The sequence below is a fragment of the Kitasatospora sp. NPDC085895 genome (assembly GCF_040702125.1).
Lineage (GTDB): Bacteria > Actinomycetota > Actinomycetes > Streptomycetales > Streptomycetaceae > Kitasatospora > Kitasatospora arboriphila.
On sequence record NZ_JBFBJY010000003.1, the window covers coordinates 1 to 15,331 of the forward strand.

The window sequence follows — 15,331 nt, forward strand, 5'->3', positions numbered from 1 at the left end:
CGCCAGTGCGCGGACACACCCCAGAAGATCAAGAACTTCCTGGCTCTCCTGGCGGCGAAGCTGCACCGGAAACTCGACAACGGTGCCAGGCGCCTGCGCGAGGCGGACCGACACCTCAAGCGCCCGGACTCGAAGTACTCCTCCAAGCACTCCTACCGGGTCAGCACCCATGACCGGCAGCCGACACGACGCGTCGCGCCCAAGGTCATCACCCTGCGACCGGCAATAGTTCACTGACTCAAGCAACGGCATTGCGTGCCCGGCGGGAAGTGGCAGACCGTGATCTCCAGGCCGCTCTCCAGGGCGAAGGCGGCCAGGTGCTTCTTCCAGGTCCAGCGGCGGGGATCGTTGGAACCGCCGGCATCGGCGGTGATCAGCAGCCGGGTGGCGTTCGGATGGTGCATCCGTCCGCGGTTTTGCCACCAGCGGCGTATGGACTCGACCGCGAATTCGGCGGTGTCGTGGTCGGTCCCGACGTTGACCCAGCCGGTGTTGGTGGCGATGTCGTAGATCCCGTAGGGGATGGCGACCGGCTGGTCGCTGGTGGTGAAGGTGTGGCAGTCGACTTTGATCGGGGTTTTGCCCGGCCGCCACGTTCTGCCGGGCCGGTCGCGGCTGCCGAGCCACTCCTTGGCCTTGGTGTCGACGCTGATCACCGGCTGCCGGCCGTCGAGGAAGGCGGCGGCCGTGGCATTCAGGTGGGCGAACTGGGCGTCGCGGTCCGGGTGACCGGCGCCCTCGGTGGTCTTGGCGGTGCCCTGCAGGCTGTAGCCCAGGCCGTGCAGCAGGCGTCCGACGGTTGCGGCACTGACCGGATGGCCCTGCGACGTGAGGGTCGAGGCCAGAGCCCGCAGCGACAAGGTGGTCCATCGCAACGGGGAGACCGGGTCGCCCCGGGTGTGCGGCTCGATCAGCGCCTCGAGGGCCGGCAGCAGGTCGGGGTCGGTGACCGTCAACGGCTTACGTCCGGCTCCCGCAGCCCGGACCCTCCGTGTCGGGAGCGGGTTCCCGGCCAGCTCGGTCACCCCGCGCGCGATGGTGGCGGCACTGGTCCCGGAGGCGGCAGCCACCAGCGCGATCCCGCCGTGGCCGATCGCCGCAGCCTCGCTGGCCAGGTAGAGCCGACGGCGCCGCTCGTCGAGATGCGGCAGGATCCGATCGAACTTGGCCCGTAAGGCGGTGACGGGCGGAAGCACAGGCATGGTCCACCCTCCCACCAACTCCGCCAGAGCAAGCAGTAATTGAAATACAAGCCCCCGGCCGCACCGAGAACTGCCAGGTCGGAGTGTTCCTCGCCTACGCGGGCGAGCGGGGCCGGACGTTGACCGAGCGGGCGCTCTACCTGCCGAAGTCCTGAACGGACGACCGCGAGCGCCGCCGAGCCCCACCGTCTCGGCGAACACGCCCCGCCACATGCTCCGCCACCCCTTTCCCCTCGCCACCCCCGCCGCCGCGGTCGCCCAAGCAGAGTGCCCACGACTGGCGGCATCGCGCCGGCGCCCGGATCAACTGCCGGAAGGCAATGACCTGACGGTCGGTCAGGAGGGTCGACAAAGGGTCAGCATCAATCCGCTCAGACCCTGTCGCGCCAGCCTGATCACGAGAACCCGCACTGCGGAAGCTGCGCGTCGGTGAAGTGGTGGCCACGGCGCCGAGGGATCTTGGTTTCTCGGCGCCGTGGGGCCTCCGCCCTTGTCCGGCCGCCCTTGATCGAAGGTGTAATCGGTGGCTGTTTCCGCAGTTCAGCGCACCCGGCCGCGAGGCTTCAGCGGGGTCGCGGGCAGCTGCGGGGCGTGCAGCCGGGCACCGTCGTAGCCGTGCACCTCGCCGAAGCGGGTGCCGGTCTCCCAGTCGTTTCGGGCCTGTGCGATCTCCTCACCGGACCGGCCGATGAAGTTCCACCACATGACGAGCTCCTCCTCGAAGGGCTCACCACCGAGGAGCAGGACCGAGCCGTCCGTGACGGCGCGCAGCGGGAGTTCGCGGCGGTCGGTCCCCAGGTAGAGCATCGAGCCGGGCTCCAGCCGGACGCCGTCGACCTCGGTGAGGCCGCTCATGGTGAGCACCGCGTACTCGAAGTGGGGCTCGACCGGCAGGCGGACCTCGGTGCCCTCGCGGAGCGACAGGTCGGCGCCGACCAGCGGGGTGTGGATGGTGCCGGGGGAGCGGGCGCCGTCCAGTTCGCCGAGGATCACCGTCGCGTCGAGGCCGCCGCCGAGGTCGGTCACCCTGGGCAGGTCGGCATGGTGTTCGAAGGCGGGTTCGGTGTGGCGGTGGGCGTCGGGCAGGGCGACCCAGAGCTGGGCGCCGTGCAGCAGCCGGGCGTGCTCGCGCGGTGATTCCTCGGAGTGCGAGATCGCCCGGCCCGAGGTCATCAGGCCGAGTTCACGCGGCCGGACGGTCTGCAGGCTGCCGAGGCTGTCGCGGTGCAGCACCTCGCCCTCGTGCAGCCAGCTCACCGTCTGCAGACCGATGTGCGGGTGCGGGGGCACCTGCATGCCGGGCTCGTCGGCGATGTCGTCCGGACCGTAGTGGTCGACGAAGCACCAGGCACCGACCATCCGGCGGCCCATGCTCGGCAGCAGCCGCCGCACCACGGTGGATCCGCCGAGCGCCGTCTCGCGGGCGACCAGCAGGTCCCGCACCGGACCCTCGGCGCGGCTGCCGCCGCAGGTGGTGGGGGTGGGGCGCAGGTCGAGGTCACTCATGGCGGCCGGCCTCCTGCCCGTCGGCATCGGCACCCGCACCCGCACCCGCTGCGTGCTGCCAGCGCACCGCGCCGTGGTGCGCCTGTTCGACGATCGGGGTGCCGCCGCGGACCGCCCGGGTCACCGGGGTGCGATCGGCGATGTCGAGCAGCCGGGCCCGCTGCGCCTCGTCGAGGTCGCCGAGCAGCTCGATCCGCCGGGTGATCCGCACGCTCTTCTCCGGGCCCTTCTCGTAGCCGAGGTGCACCCGGACGGTCTCCAGCGGCCAGTCCTTGCGCTGGGCGTACATCCGCAGAGTGATCGCGGTGCACGAGCCGAGTGCGGAGAGCAGCAGGCCGACCGGGGTGGTGGCGGTGTCGGCGCCGCCGACGGACGGGGGTTCGTCGGCGGCCAGCTTGTGGTGGCCGGAGCGGATCTCGACGCGGTAGTCCTCGCCGGTGCTGGTGGCGACGGCCGCCGCGGAGCGGACGAAGGCGGGGGCCTCGGTGGTGGTGTCCATGGTGTCCTCGGGGGAGTGCCCGGTCCGGGGCGCGGTCACAGGCCGAAGCGGTCGCGCTGGGCGGCCGGCACCAGCTCGGCGTAGTCGGGGTGCTTGGTGATCCAGCCGCGGATGAACGGGCAGTACGGCAGCACGGCGGCGCCCTGCTCGCGGGCGGCGTCCAGCGCGCCCTGCGCGAGCTTGCCGCCCAGGCCGCGGCCGCCGAACTTCGGGTCGACCTCGGTGTGGATGAAGGCGAGCTCGGTGCCGTAGCGGTGGTACTCGGCGAAGCCCGCGAGCTCCTCGTCGTCGAAGATCTCGAATCGGGAGCTTTCCTGATTGTCCGTCACGCGAATCGCCATGGGTCCTGCCTCCTCGATCGGGCCGCGGTCTCGCGGCCTGTGTAGTTTACTATTAAACCAATTGGTGATCAACCGCATTCCCGGACCCCGGTCCCGCCGCACGGGTCGGCAGCCCCCAGCGACCCCTTCCGCGACTCCGGGTGGCCGACGGGCCGTCAGGAGCTACGCTGGCTCGACACGATTCGATCATGGGCCGAGGGGGCGCAGGGGTGCAACGGGTCGCGGTGGTGTCCGGCGGCGGTACGGGGATCGGCAAGGCCGTCGCCCGTGCGCTCGCCGCCGAGGGGTGCCGGGTGGCGGTCGTCGGCCGGCGCGTCGACGTACTGGAACGGGCCTGCGAGGAGATCGCCGAGGCCGTACCGGGAGCGGAGGCCGTCCCAATCGCCGCCGACCTCACCGTGCCCGCCCGGGTGGCCGCGGCAGCCGAGGCGATCGGCGAGCTCGGGCCGGTCGACGTCCTGGTGAACAACGCCGGCGCGATCATCACCCCGCCCGCCGACGACGGCCTCGACGCCCTCGCCGCGGCCTGGCGGCACGACCTGGACACCAACCTGCTCAGCGCCGTCCTGCTCACCACGGCCCTCACCGACCGGCTGCGCCGCCCCGGCGGGCGGCTGATCGTCATCAGTTCGGCGGCGGCCCAGCGCGGCGGCGCCGGCCCGCACTCGGCCGGCTCCTACGCGGCCGCCAAGGCCGCCCTGCACGGCTGGGCCTTCGGCCTGGCCCGACAGCTCGGCCCGGACGGGATCACCGTCAACGTCCTGGCCCCCGGCTACGTCGCCGAGACCGAGATCTTCGGCGCGGGGTGGTCGGAGGATTTCCACGCCCGCAAGATCGCCGACACCCTGGTCGGCCGGGCCGGCACCCCCGAGGACGTGGCGTCCGCCGTGGTGTACCTGGCCTCGCCGGCGGCCGGCTACGTCACGGGCCAGGTGATCGGCGTCAACGGCGGAGCCGTGCTGGGCCGGTAGCCCCCGTCCGTGGCTCGTGGCTGGTGGTTCGCGGCCCGTTGCTTGTGGCTCGTGGTCCGGTTCGTGGCCTGCGGGCCGGGACCGGCGGCCGGGACCGGGCGGCCGTGACCGGTCCTGGCCGGGCGGCGGGCGGCGCCTCCCCGTCACTTCCGGACGGGGCCCGGGGCGGCGGACGCGCGGGTTCGTCGGGGTCGCTACCGTCCCTTGCGGGCGGCCCGGCGGCGGGCGAGGAAGACGCCGATCAGCATGCCGACCAGGATGGTCACGGTCAGGACGACCCAGAGTGGCATGGTGACGTCGGAGACCCAGAGGGTGATGGTCACCGACGCGGTGTTGACCGCGATGAACCACACGGCGAGGACCGCGATGACGCCGACCGCGATGGTGCGCAGTCGCACCTCGCGGCCCTTGACCGTGAGACGCGACGGCTCGTGCTGGGTGTTCTGCGACATGGCTTCAGTATCGTGCGATTTGCCTGATTCGTCCCCGGAGGACGGCCCTGCGGGGCCTCCGGGCTCCGCGCGGGCGGGTGGGGCCCGGCGCGAGGTGCGGCCGCCGTCCGTCCGCGGGAAGCTCGAAGGATGACGGCGCTGGTGGTGATGCTGGAGATCGAGCAACCGGGCACGGTCCACGATCTCGGCGGTGGCGAGCGCGCCTCGGAGGGCCGCGCGGCCCTGGTCGTGCACGCGGCCCCGGTCGCCGCCGACGGCGGCCCCGAACGGCGGACCTTCTGCGGCTCGGACACCTCGGGCCTTGAACGCGACCCCTGGCAGCCCGCCGAGGACGCCGCCGTCTGGTACCCCTCCCGGTGGTCCCAGCGGGTCTGTGAGGAGTGCGCCGCCGCGGTGCGAGGCCGGTGAGCGCCGGCCGGTCGTCGTAGGCCGGCGAGCGAGCGGCTGCCCGGCCCGGTCGGACCGGGCCGGGCAGCCGGAGCGGCCGGGTGTTCAGCGCCAGCTGTCGTGCAGCACGAGGGTGCCGGTCGGCGGGGTGACGGTGGCGTGGTTCGGCCCGTCCTCCCAGGCGACGGTGCCGTCGGCGTTCTTCTTCAGCAGCTTGTAGCGGACGGCGGTGTTCGGGGGCAGTGAGGCGATGCCGGTCCACTCCGGGTAGACGGCGTGGCTGGTGCTGAGCGCGACGGCCTTGGCCGGGTCCCAGGCGCCGAGTTCGGCGAGGTCGCCGGAGACGTACAGGGTCTGCCCCCAGGTGGTGGAGGCGGTGGCGGTGAAGACGGCGGTGAGCGGGTGCTCGCCGGTGACGTTCCAGCGGTCGGAGAGGACGGTCTCGCCGCCGGTGCCGGACAGGAAGACGGAGCGGTTCGGGATCGACTCCCACTCCACCGCGCCCGCGGCGGTCCGCTTCAGGTACTTGTAGGTGAGCTGGCCGCCGGGCGGCAGCAGGAGGTCGACCGACCAGGTCGGATAGCTCTGCGCGTCGGTGGTGAGGGGGACGGCCGTGGCCGGATCCCAGGCGCCGAGTTCGGCGGTGCTGCCGGAGACCAGCACGGTCTCCCCGTACGCGGTGGCGGCCGTGACCTGCAGGTGTACGGGAGTGCCGAGGGTGCCGCCGGTGGCGGCCCGGGCGGCCGTGGCGGGCAGGAGCAGGCTCGCGATCAGGGCCGTGACCAGGGCTGGGAGCAGCAGGAGGGGTCGCAGCCGGGCTGCGGCGGGGTGCGGCTGGGGGAACGTCATGTCCGTTGTCCTCCAGGTCGAATGGCGGCGCGGGGCGCCGCGGAGGGGGACGGCCGGGGTTCGCGTGCGGCGTCGGAGGCGAGCGGCGGTCCGAAGTTCTGCAAAGTCTTGCAGCAACTTTCATGGCGATGGACGATTTCCGGCCAGGTCGGGGGCGCGCCTGCTCGACGGGTGGGCGGCAGGGACCCTGACCTCGCCTGACCTGCACACGACACCAAGGCGGCGGGCCGCCGGGGCACCCCGGCTCCGCCCTCCCGGAACGCGACGGCCACCCGACGGCCACCGGACGCACCTCGCCGAGGGCCCCGCCGTCACCGCGTGTGACACCAGGTCGCGCGACAACGGCGGGAACCCGGCCCCTCGCCGGACGGGCGGCTCAGCCCGTGCGGGCGAAGTCGCCCCAGACCGACGCCCGGCCGCCCGCCGTCGCGGCGTCGATCCGGTACCAGTCGCCGCCCGCGTCCCGGGCGCCGGCGTCGTGCCCGTACTGACCCGCGAAGACGTGCTGGCCGACCGGGACCGTACGGCCCGCCTTCAGCACCCAGCGGTAGACCAGCACGCCGCCCTCCTCCCGGACGGTCATCGTGAAGTCGCCCGCGGGCAGGGTCTGCCAGTGGCCGGTGTCCTTCACCCCGCCGGTCTGCGGCACGTGCAGCTCCACCGTCAGTGCGGTGAGCACCTCACGGGTCTTGAAGGTCACGTTGCTCTGCGCCCAGAAGTCCGTGCTGTGCGGATCGATCGAGCCGTCCGCCCACAGCGGGCCGTCCTCCGTCCGGCTCCCGGTGGGCCTCGCCGACGTCGTCGGCCGGGCGGAGGAGGGCGAGGCGGAGGGGGAGGCCGAGGTGCTCGGCCGGGGCGCGGCGGAGGGCGGCAGGGACCCGGAGGTGGGCGCCGGCAGCGGCTCGGGCGCGGCGGACGGCGGGGCGGTGCTCGCTGCGGAGCTCGGCGAGGGGGACGGCGCGGGCGGCGTCTGCGGCCGCTGGGCGATCGCTGCCACCGCGAGACCGCCGACCGCCAGGGCCGCGGTCGCGGCCAGCCCGGCCAGCGCCATCCGGGGCCAGGAGAGCAGGCCCCGGCGCACCCGGTGGCGGCCGGCCGCCGGGTCGGAGGCGTCGGTGTTCAGGGCATCGGAGGAGGCGATGCCCCGCTCGATGCGGGCGAGCATGCGCTCCCGGTCCGGCCGGTGGGCCTCGGCGGCCTCGCGCAGCTGTCGGCGCAACTCGTCCATCAGCTCCTCCTTCCCGTCAGTTCGCCGGCCCGGTCGCCGAGCAGCCGTTGCAGTTCCGCCATCCCCTTGGAGGTCTGGCTCTTCACCGTGCCCACCGAGATGCCGAGGGCCAGGGCCGTCTCCTTCTCGGAGAGGTCCATGGCATGCCGGAGCACCACGCAGGCCCGCTTGCGGAAGGGTAGCCGGGCCAGCGCCGCCCGGACGTCCAGCACGGAGGCCACGTCCGGCCCGTCCGTCCGCTCGGAGCGGTGCGACCAGAACAGCAGCACCCGGCGCCGCTCGCGGACGGCGGTGCGGACCCGGCCGCGGGCCAGGTTGGCGACCACGCCGCGGGCGTAGGCGACGGGGTGGTCCGCGCCGCGGACCCGGTCCCAGCGGTGCCAGAGGGCCACCATGGCGTCCGCAGCGAGGTCGTCGGCCGCGTCCGCCTCGCCCGTCAGGAGGTGGGCGAGCCGGGCGAGTTCGGCGTGGTGGCGTTCGAAGAAGTCGTGGAACTCCGCGGACGCATCGTCGGCGATCATGTCCGGGGCGTGACCTCTCGATCCGTTGTGAGCGTTCTCAATCAGCAGGGAGGGCGGCAGCCTACCAACCGCTCCCGCCGCCGGATCAGCGGGTACCCCAGTCGTCGCCGCAGGTCGCAGGGGTGCCGGCCGGGCCGTGCGGCCCCGCCGGCCGAGACCGAGCGGGTCGGCGGCGGGTGCCGTGCCCAGCGCCGTCACCCCTCCGTACCCGACCGGGCGGCGCGCACCCCGGCGCGGGCTGACGGCACGGACGGAGGGTACGGGTCGAACGGTCTCTCGGGGGCAGGGCAGGGCACGGGGAGCCTCCTTCGGGTCGGCGTCTTGCTGCCCGCGGGTTGCCGCCGACGCGCGAAAGGTTGCCGCCGGACGGGAAGTCGGTCCTGTCGGGTCGGCACATGCCGCCGTGGGCAGTGAACAGCGCTTGCGGCAGTCAGCGGGCCGACGAGTGGCGAAGGGCAGTCGGAGCGGCGAAGGGTCATCCGAGCCGCGAGGGGCCGTCTGAGCAGCGAGGTGCTGTCGGGGCAGCGAAGAGCCCTTGGAGCGGCGAGTCGCCGTCACATCAGCAAGTGGGCATCCAAAAGCGATTGACCATCACCCAAGAGATTGATCGACACCAAAGTGAATGGGTATCACGGCAACGAGAGACCATCGCGTACGCGAACGGCGATCATGTCAGCGGCAGGGCGATCGCCAGCGCGATGCCCGCGCCGAGCAGCGCGCAGAGCAGCGCCGCCGCGCAGACCGTACGGACGGCGTCACGACGCAACGCGGTGCGCAGCGCACCCGGCAGCGGATCCTGGTCCAACTGCCGGCGGACGCGGCGGGTGGCGCGGCGCAGCAGCCACAGGCCCACCCGGCGGCGCAGCGGGAGACCGCCGGTGTCGGGCGGCTCCGGGGCGAGGGCGGCGCGGACCGGGACGTTGAGCCGGCGCTGCGCCCACCGGGTGGGGCCGGCGGCGTCGGCCTCCGGTTCGGCGAGCAGCAGGGCGCGGGCGGACCGGGCGGTCCGCTGCCGGACGTCCCGGCCGCCGGGGCCGCCGATGGTGCGGTCGAGCAGGGCGGAGTCCGCGCCGAGCAGTTCGTCGAGGTTCTGCTGCATCCGTTCCCGCCCGATCTCGGCGGCGAGCAGCGCGCTGTGCAACTCCCGCTCGGCGTCCTGCCGTTCGCCCGGCTCGGGGACGAGGACGCGGAGCAGGTGGCGGGCGGCGTCCAGGCGGCCCCAGGTGAAGTCGGAGCTGCGCCAGTCCTCGTCGAGGAAGGCGCCGAAGTGGCCGAGCCTGGTGCCGTACAGCTTGCGGTCGCCCATGTCGGCGTAGCGGTCCTGGCGGAAGAGCGGGCCGAGGTCGTCGGGGCCGAGGCGGAGGAAGGTGAAGGCGGGGGTGGGCTGTTCGACGGCGGCCGCGGCTGGGGCGTAGGCGTGGCTGAGGACCTCGACGGCGAGGCAGCAGGCGAGGGCGTCGCGGGTGGTGGCGAAGCGCTGGTCGCCGAGGGTGTGCAGGGCGGTGAGGTAGCTGCCGGCGGCCTGCCGGACGAGGCCGCCGAGGGTGCGGGCGGCGTCGAGGCGGGTGAAGACCTCGCTGACCCGGTCGGCGATCCCGGCGTCGGACGGGCCCGGCGGCGGCCCTTCGCGCAGGGCGGCGCGGACGGCGGCCGCCACCGCCCGGGTCTCGGCGAGCCGGCGGCAGACCAGTCCGGCCGCCGAGGCCAGCTGGCGGCGGACGGCGGGCTGGCAGTCGGGCAGGCGGCGCTGCAGGTCGCAGAGCATCATCCGCAGGACGCGTTCGGTGGGGACGAGCCCCCACCGCCAGTCGCCGGGGTCGGCGGCGTGCACGGGGTCGTCGTGCTCGGTGGCGGCCGGCGGCAGCCACGCGGGGTCGCGGCCGGGCAGCCAGTCGGCCGCGGTGCCGGGCGGGTCGAGCAGGGCGGTGACGCCGTCCGCGGAGGCCTGCCGGCGGACGTCCCAGACGACGGCCGCGGCCCGGCTGCGGCGGTAGTCGTCGAGGAGTTCGGCGGCCCGGTGCAGCAGGCGGGTGGCCCGGACGGGGTTCTCGTACAGCTCGCGGAAGAGGTGCTCCTGGACGCCGGAGACGCGGGTGCGCATCCGTTCGGCGAGGTCCTCGGTGGCGGAGCGGAAGTTGGCCTCGCGGGGGTGGTGCAGTGCGGTGGCGGCGGCCTCCGTCCAGGTAATGTCCTCGGGCCGTTTGCGGCCGACGGCCTCCTGCTGCAGGGTGCCGGCGGACGGCACCACGTACACCAGGACGCGTTCGGGCCGCCGGTCGGCGAGGCGTTCGCCGATCGCGTCGAGCACCGGGCGGAAGGGCTCGTTGTCGAGGACGCCGCCGTCCATGACGGAGCTGCTGGGGATGGCGGAGGGCGGGTCGCGGTGGTCGGCCATCGGTGCCTCCTGCACCGGGGCGAAGGCCACCGGGAACGCGGCCGTGGCGCGGGCGGCGCGCAGCAGGGCCGGCGCCGGGCGTCCGGCCGGGCCGTGGAAGTCGCGCAGCGGGTGCCGGCCGACCTGCCAGGCGCCGGCGCGGGTGCGTTCGTAGACCGGCGCCTCGTCGTCGTGGCGGAACCGGTAGACCCGGCGGTGGTCGGGCACGTCGAAGGCGCCGCCGTAGCCGTCGGCGCACCGGCGGGGGCGGCCGTCGAGGGCGGTGGCGGTGAGGAAGAGGGTGACCGGCTCGGCCAGTTGCGGTTCGCCGCCCATCGCGGCGACGGCCTCGGTGAGGGCCTCCTCGACGGCGGCGCCGCGCAGCAGGCTGCCGGAGCCGTCCTCGGAGAGCAGCCGGCCGAGGTCGGCGGTGCGGTTCCAGGTGGCGCGCAGGTCGGGCAGGGCGGCGCCGCGGGCGACGGCGGTGGCCAGCAGCACGCCGTTCAGCCCGCCGGCGGAGGTGCCGGCGACCACGTCCACCACGACCCGCTTGTGCCGCTCCCGGGTGAGGCGCTGCCAGATCCGGAAGGTGGGACGGTCGCGCTCGGCGACGCCCGACTCGTCGTCGCCCCGGGAGGCCCGGCGCAGCAGGTCGAGTTCGTGGGCCACGCCGCCCATCCAGACCGCGAGGCTGATGCCGCCGTTGAGGACGAGGGCGAGCCGGACCTCCTGCGGCGGGCCGCCGGCCGCGGTGTCCTGGTCGGTCATAGCGGCAGGCTAGGCGGCCGGCGGGCCGTCACCGTCCGGGCCGGGCGGCCGGTTCAGCCGCTCGGCGGAACGGATTGCACCGGGCGGCGCAGGGCCGCGGGCCCGGCCGGCGCGGGGCCGGCCGGTGGGCGAGGCCCGGCCGGCACGAGGCCGGCGGGCCCGCGGTGTCAGGGCGTGGCCCGGGTCAGCCGACGTCCCAGAAGAACCGGTGGGTGTGGATGCCGAAGTAGGGGAAGGACTGGATGTGCTTGACGCCCTGGATCGGCCGGACGGTGTCGTTGACGAAGTCCAGCAGCTCGCGCGGCCCGGGGCAGACCACCTCGGCGAACAGGTCGAAGCCGCCGGCGGTCAGCACCGAGTACACCACTTCGCCGTACCGGGCGAGTTCGTCGGCGACGCCGCGCGGGTCGCCGTCCACGGTGATGCCGAGCATGGCCATCGCCTGCCCGCCCATGGCCATCGGATCGGTCACGCCGACGACCTGGACGGCCTTGGCGTCGATCAGCCGCTGCAGCCGCTGCCGGGCGGCCGAGGCCGACAGGCCCACCTTGGGGCCCAGGTCGGCGTACGCGATCCTGCCGTCCGTCTGCAGCTCGCGCAGGATGGCCCGGTCGATCTCGTCCAAATTCGCAACTCCTCGGTCCGTCGACCTCCGCACCCTACCGTCAGGCCGCCGGCCCGAGGAGGGTGCCGGCGGTCTGCGGGCGGACGGGGGGTCAGCCGATGAGCTGGGCCAGGGCGACGGAGAAGACGTCGGTGTGCGCGTCCACGTCCGCCTCGGTGGTGGCGGGGCACATCAGGGCCATGTTGTGGAAGGGCGTCATCAGGATGCCGCGGTTGGCCAGGTACAGGTGGAGGAAGTCCTCCAGCTCCGGGTCGGCGACCTCGGAGGAGGCGGTGCCGGTGCGGGGGGCGGGGTTGGCGAAGCGGTACTCGGTGCGGGCGCCGAGCCGGCTGACCGACCAGGGCAGGCCGTGTGCGTCGATCGCCTGCTGGACGCCGGCCTCGAAGCGCTCGGCGCGCTTGCCCATCCGTTCGAAGGCGTCGTCGGTGAGCACGTGCTCCAGGGTGGCGCGCATCGCGGCGACGGAGAGCGCGTTGCCGGCCAGGGTGCCGCCGACGCCGCCCATGTCGACCAGGTCGAGGTCGGAGCGGCCGAGCAGCCGGTCCGCCAGCTCGGCGGAGAGCCCGTACGCGCCGGCCGGGATGCCGCCGCCGATGGCCTTGCCGATGGTCAGCATGTCGGGTTCGAGGTGCCAGGCGGCGGTGCAGCCGCCGGGGCCGGCGGAGAAGGTGTGCGTCTCGTCGTTGATCAGCAGCACGCCGTGCCGGCGGGTCAGGTCGCGGACACCGGCCAGGTAGCCGGGCTCCGGCAGCACGATGCCGATGTTGGTGAGGGCGGGCTCCATGAGGACGGCGGCGACGTCGCCGTGGGCGAGCTCGCGCTCCAGCTGGTCGAGGTCGTTGAACTCGGCGACCCGGCTGGTGAGGGTGACGTCGCAGGGCGCGCCGACGTTGCCGGGGCGGGAGGCGCCGCGGCCGTCCGGGCCGACGACGATCAGCGACTCGTCGACGCTGCCGTGGTAGCTGTAGCTGTTCACCAGGATCTTGCTGCGGCCGGTGACGGCGCGGGCGAGGCGGATCGCCCAGCGGTTGGCGTCGGTGGCGGTCAGCGAGAAGCTCCAGTGCGAGAGCCCGAACCGGCGGGTCAGCTCGGCGCCCACCCACTCGGCGTCCTCGGTGGGCAGCATCGCGGTCGCGCCGCCCTGCTCGGCGAAGCGGCGCTGCACGGCGACGGCGACCGCCTCGGGGGAGTGGCCGGCCATCGCGCCGGTGTCGCCGAGGCAGAAGTCGATGTACTCGTGGCCGTCGATGTCGGTGATCCGGGCGCCGTTCGCGGTGCCGAGGTAGCGGGGGAAGGCGCCGGCGGTCTTGTTCATCCAGGTCATCGGAACCCGGCCGAAGAGGTGGTCGGCGCGTGCGTAGGCGGCCTTCGACCGCGGATTGCGGCGCTCGGCCTCGGCGCTCTCGCGGGCGAGCAGGTGCTGCAGTCGGGTGCGGTCCATGGCGGTACCTCAGCGTCGGGGGTCCGGGGGAGATGCCCTGACTGTAGGCAGGTATGGAGCGCGCGAGCAAGGAATCACACTCGATTCAATTGTTTAAGCAATCGATTCGAGCGTCCATGGGGTCTTATGCGGCAGCGTGCACTCAGTGCCTTTACCGATTGGCACTCAGTGCCATACGCTCCCGGTGTCGTGTCGATCGGGCATCGGCGGCCGCTTGCGCGCGCCCTGGCCCGGACCGGGAGGAGCCGCCATGAATCCTGTCGCCACCGCGCCCTCCGGGGTACCCGCCGTCGAGCAGCCCGGCCCCGAGCTGGTCTTCCGCCGCTGCCGCTGGTGCCGTGCCGCCACCGCGCCCGTCCGCATGCTCTGCCCGGTGTGCGGCAGCGCCGACCTGGACGACGAGGTCAGCCGCGGCACCGGCACCGTCCGGCGGCTGCTGCCCGCGGCCCGCCGCGGCGCCGGCGAGCCGATGCCCTACGTGGTCGCCCTCGACGAAGGGTTCACCGTGCAGGCCGCGGTCACCGGCACCATGCCCGGCGCCGTGCCGGCCGGTGCCCGGGTGGAACTCGCCGTCTCCAGCGGCCCGTTGGTGGCCTTCCGGCTGGCACCCGGCCAGCTCGGCCCGGTCGAGCCGGAGAGCCTCTTCGCCACCCGCGCGGTCGGCTGCGTCCGCCCGGCCGTGCTCCCCGCCGCCCGCCGCGCGGGCTGACGACCCCCGGCCCCGTGCCGCGGGGCACCGGAGCGGCCTCCGGGGTGGCCCGGCCGTCACTGCCCCTCGGTACGGTCTGCGCATGATCGATCAGACGCCGCCCCTGCCGTCGCTGCACTCCTTCGCAACCTGGGAGCCCGTACTGCGGCTCCTGCTGGCCCACGACACCGAGCGCAGTGCCGACGGCTCCGCCCGCCCGGCGGGACGGATCAGTCGGTACGGGCAGAGCCTCGCACTGCCGTGGGGCATGTCCTCGGTGGCGCGGACGGCGGTGAAGGACATCCAGCGGGCACTCGCACGCGGCCGGGTCGAGGAGGTCGCCTTCCGGGCGGAGGTCCGGCCGGACGGCAGCACCACCCTCGGCCTGGTCCGGCCCGGCCCGGCCGTGGAATCCGGCCTCGGCTACCCCGACCTCGGTGTGCTCGTCCTGGACGGGGACGCCCTCCCCGAGCCCTGGCGCCGCCTCCCCGAGCCCGTCCCCGGCGCGCGGCCCGCCCCGACGGCGGACCCGGAACTGCTGGAGCGGACGCTCCGCGAGCGCCTGCCCGACGCCGTCGGCGCGACGGAGGAGGAGATCGCCGCCGCCGAGACGCGCCTCGGCGTCACGCTCTCCGACGAGCTGAAGGCGCTCTACCGGGTCACCCGGGCGCGGTGGGAGGACTGGGGCGACGACTGGGAGGCGGCGGTCGAGGTGAACAACGCGGTCTGCTGCGAGATCCACGACCCGGACAGCCTCTACGCGGTCGACGCGGCGGCCCGCCACTCCCGCTGGCGGTTCTCGGCGACGGACGCGCTCTCGACCCCGCCCGACGCCCCGGTGCAGGGCCTGGCCGGCTCGCCCGGCTGGATCGTCTTCGGGAGCAACGGCGGCGACGAGCTGGCAGTGGACCTGACGCCCGGCCCGGGCGGACACCTCGGGCAGGTGATCCTGGTCAGCCACGAGCTGAGCCTCGGTGCCGAACTTCTCGCAGACTCCCTCACCGACTTCGTGCTGGAGCGGACGAAGGACGGACGCGGCGGCAGTCCCGAGCGCGGCCTCCCGGTCGTGGCCGGTGTCAGGAAGGGGGGCCTCGACTCCGTCCGGGCCGCCGCCCACCCCGACCTGGAGGTCCTGTCGATCGACAGGTCGGACGGCTCGCCGTTCAGCCTCGCGCCCGTCATCGGACTGCCCCGGCTGCGCACCCTCACCGCCTGGCCCGGCGCGCTGGCCGATCCGCTGGAGATCGCCGGGCTCACCGGCCTGGAGTTCCTCGAACTCGGCCCCCGGGAGTGGCGCGTCCTGCTGGACGCCGGAGCCGTCCCCCGCAGCCTGTCGGCCGCGGCCGTCAAGGTGGGCGACGGCGACCACCTGCCCGTCGTGGACCTCGCCAACGAGATCCTGGCGCTGTGGGGCCGTCCCCCTATCGACCAGACCCTCCTGGAGGGCGACCTCGGGCCCGTGGCATGAGCGGCGCGAGT

Annotated in this window: 15 protein-coding genes and 1 pseudogene; 5 read left to right on the top strand and 11 right to left on the bottom strand. The window is 74.2% G+C overall.

Annotated features, from left to right (window positions below):
• The coding region (locus AB0442_RS02580; RefSeq protein ID WP_366160123.1) for a hypothetical protein at nt 1–237 on the top strand (237 nt) is incomplete at its 5' end.
• A gap of 17 nt (nt 238–254) precedes the next feature.
• Here AB0442_RS02580 and AB0442_RS02585 read toward each other — a convergent pair.
• The 4 genes and pseudogenes from AB0442_RS02585 to AB0442_RS02600 all read right to left on the bottom strand — a co-directional run.
• Nucleotides 255–1,202 (bottom strand): annotated as a pseudogene (locus AB0442_RS02585) (ISAzo13 family transposase); the annotation flags it as partial.
• Nucleotides 1,203–1,742: 540 nt separating this feature from the next.
• A complete protein-coding gene (locus AB0442_RS02590) occupies nt 1,743–2,708 on the bottom strand; it encodes a pirin family protein (protein ID WP_366160124.1) in 966 nt (321 codons plus the stop codon).
• Nucleotides 2,701–3,207: an OsmC family protein gene (locus tag AB0442_RS02595; RefSeq protein WP_366160125.1), complete on the bottom strand. Its 507-nt coding sequence runs from the start codon at nt 3,205–3,207 to the stop codon at nt 2,701–2,703. The genes AB0442_RS02590 and AB0442_RS02595 overlap by 8 nt, the downstream gene beginning before the upstream one ends.
• Before the next feature lie 35 nt (nt 3,208–3,242).
• Complete coding sequence (locus tag AB0442_RS02600; RefSeq protein WP_366160126.1) at nt 3,243–3,626, bottom strand: GNAT family N-acetyltransferase; 384 nt, start codon at nt 3,624–3,626, stop codon at nt 3,243–3,245.
• Between the two features lie 110 nt (nt 3,627–3,736).
• Between AB0442_RS02600 and AB0442_RS02605 the strand changes: the two genes are divergently transcribed.
• The gene (locus tag AB0442_RS02605; protein WP_366160127.1) at nt 3,737–4,519 is read left to right on the top strand and encodes an SDR family oxidoreductase; all 783 of its coding nucleotides are present in this window, start codon (nt 3,737–3,739) and stop codon (nt 4,517–4,519) included.
• 194 nt (nt 4,520–4,713) lie between these two features.
• On the opposite strand, the gene AB0442_RS02610 is transcribed toward AB0442_RS02605, so the two are convergent.
• Nucleotides 4,714–4,971, bottom strand: a complete 258-nt coding sequence (locus AB0442_RS02610; protein WP_363540742.1) for a LapA family protein — start codon at nt 4,969–4,971, stop codon at nt 4,714–4,716.
• Between the two features lie 129 nt (nt 4,972–5,100).
• Between AB0442_RS02610 and AB0442_RS02615 the strand changes: the two genes are divergently transcribed.
• Nucleotides 5,101–5,379 carry a hypothetical protein gene (locus AB0442_RS02615; protein WP_366160129.1) on the top strand — a complete coding sequence of 93 codons (279 nt, stop codon included), beginning with the start codon at nt 5,101–5,103 and terminating at the stop codon, nt 5,377–5,379.
• An 84-nt stretch (nt 5,380–5,463) separates the two neighbouring features.
• Here the strand turns inward: AB0442_RS02615 and AB0442_RS02620 are convergent, their stop codons facing one another.
• The 6 genes from AB0442_RS02620 to AB0442_RS02645 all read right to left on the bottom strand — a co-directional run bounded on the left by AB0442_RS02620 (nt 5,464) and on the right by AB0442_RS02645 (nt 13,164).
• Complete coding sequence (locus tag AB0442_RS02620) at nt 5,464–6,207, bottom strand: CBM20 domain-containing protein (protein ID WP_366160130.1); 744 nt, start codon at nt 6,205–6,207, stop codon at nt 5,464–5,466.
• A 376-nt stretch (nt 6,208–6,583) separates the two neighbouring features.
• Nucleotides 6,584–7,435, bottom strand: coding sequence for a hypothetical protein (locus AB0442_RS02625; RefSeq protein ID WP_366160131.1), 852 nt, complete (start codon nt 7,433–7,435; stop codon nt 6,584–6,586).
• The gene (locus AB0442_RS02630) at nt 7,435–7,956 is read right to left on the bottom strand and encodes a SigE family RNA polymerase sigma factor (protein WP_366160132.1); all 522 of its coding nucleotides are present in this window, start codon (nt 7,954–7,956) and stop codon (nt 7,435–7,437) included. The genes AB0442_RS02625 and AB0442_RS02630 overlap by 1 nt, the downstream gene beginning before the upstream one ends.
• Before the next feature lie 667 nt (nt 7,957–8,623).
• The gene (locus AB0442_RS02635) at nt 8,624–11,098 is read right to left on the bottom strand and encodes a DUF3376 domain-containing protein (protein ID WP_366160134.1); all 2,475 of its coding nucleotides are present in this window, start codon (nt 11,096–11,098) and stop codon (nt 8,624–8,626) included.
• Nucleotides 11,099–11,282: 184 nt separating this feature from the next.
• On the bottom strand, nt 11,283–11,723 hold the full coding sequence (locus tag AB0442_RS02640; protein ID WP_344622952.1) for an Lrp/AsnC family transcriptional regulator: 441 nt from the start codon (nt 11,721–11,723) through the stop codon (nt 11,283–11,285).
• Between the two features lie 91 nt (nt 11,724–11,814).
• The gene (locus tag AB0442_RS02645) at nt 11,815–13,164 is read right to left on the bottom strand and encodes a transaminase (RefSeq protein ID WP_366160135.1); all 1,350 of its coding nucleotides are present in this window, start codon (nt 13,162–13,164) and stop codon (nt 11,815–11,817) included.
• Between the two features lie 250 nt (nt 13,165–13,414).
• Between AB0442_RS02645 and AB0442_RS02650 the strand changes: the two genes are divergently transcribed.
• The gene (locus AB0442_RS02650; protein ID WP_366160137.1) at nt 13,415–13,873 is read left to right on the top strand and encodes a zinc ribbon domain-containing protein; all 459 of its coding nucleotides are present in this window, start codon (nt 13,415–13,417) and stop codon (nt 13,871–13,873) included.
• A gap of 82 nt (nt 13,874–13,955) precedes the next feature.
• Complete coding sequence (locus AB0442_RS02655) at nt 13,956–15,320, top strand: SMI1/KNR4 family protein (protein ID WP_366160138.1); 1,365 nt, start codon at nt 13,956–13,958, stop codon at nt 15,318–15,320.
• Nucleotides 15,321–15,331 lie beyond the last annotated feature (11 nt).

Excerpts from the sequence above, each read along its gene's own strand:
- AB0442_RS02655 (WP_366160138.1), top strand. The coding sequence starts at position 13,956 with ATGATCGATCAGACGCCGCCCCTGCCGTCGCTGCACTCCTTCGCAACC.
- AB0442_RS02610 (WP_363540742.1), bottom strand. The coding sequence starts at position 4,971 with ATGTCGCAGAACACCCAGCACGAGCCGTCGCGTCTCACGGTCAAGGGC.
- AB0442_RS02620 (WP_366160130.1), bottom strand. The coding sequence starts at position 6,207 with ATGACGTTCCCCCAGCCGCACCCCGCCGCAGCCCGGCTGCGACCCCTC.
- AB0442_RS02630 (WP_366160132.1), bottom strand. The coding sequence starts at position 7,956 with ATGATCGCCGACGATGCGTCCGCGGAGTTCCACGACTTCTTCGAACGC.
- AB0442_RS02615 (WP_366160129.1), top strand. The coding sequence starts at position 5,101 with ATGACGGCGCTGGTGGTGATGCTGGAGATCGAGCAACCGGGCACGGTC.
- AB0442_RS02635 (WP_366160134.1), bottom strand. The coding sequence starts at position 11,098 with ATGACCGACCAGGACACCGCGGCCGGCGGCCCGCCGCAGGAGGTCCGG.
- AB0442_RS02590 (WP_366160124.1), bottom strand. The coding sequence starts at position 2,708 with ATGAGTGACCTCGACCTGCGCCCCACCCCCACCACCTGCGGCGGCAGC.
- AB0442_RS02645 (WP_366160135.1), bottom strand. The coding sequence starts at position 13,164 with ATGGACCGCACCCGACTGCAGCACCTGCTCGCCCGCGAGAGCGCCGAG.
- AB0442_RS02605 (WP_366160127.1), top strand. The coding sequence starts at position 3,737 with ATGGGCCGAGGGGGCGCAGGGGTGCAACGGGTCGCGGTGGTGTCCGGC.
- AB0442_RS02650 (WP_366160137.1), top strand. The coding sequence starts at position 13,415 with ATGAATCCTGTCGCCACCGCGCCCTCCGGGGTACCCGCCGTCGAGCAG.
- AB0442_RS02600 (WP_366160126.1), bottom strand. The coding sequence starts at position 3,626 with ATGCGGTTGATCACCAATTGGTTTAATAGTAAACTACACAGGCCGCGA.
- AB0442_RS02625 (WP_366160131.1), bottom strand. The coding sequence starts at position 7,435 with ATGGACGAGTTGCGCCGACAGCTGCGCGAGGCCGCCGAGGCCCACCGG.
- AB0442_RS02595 (WP_366160125.1), bottom strand. The coding sequence starts at position 3,207 with ATGGACACCACCACCGAGGCCCCCGCCTTCGTCCGCTCCGCGGCGGCC.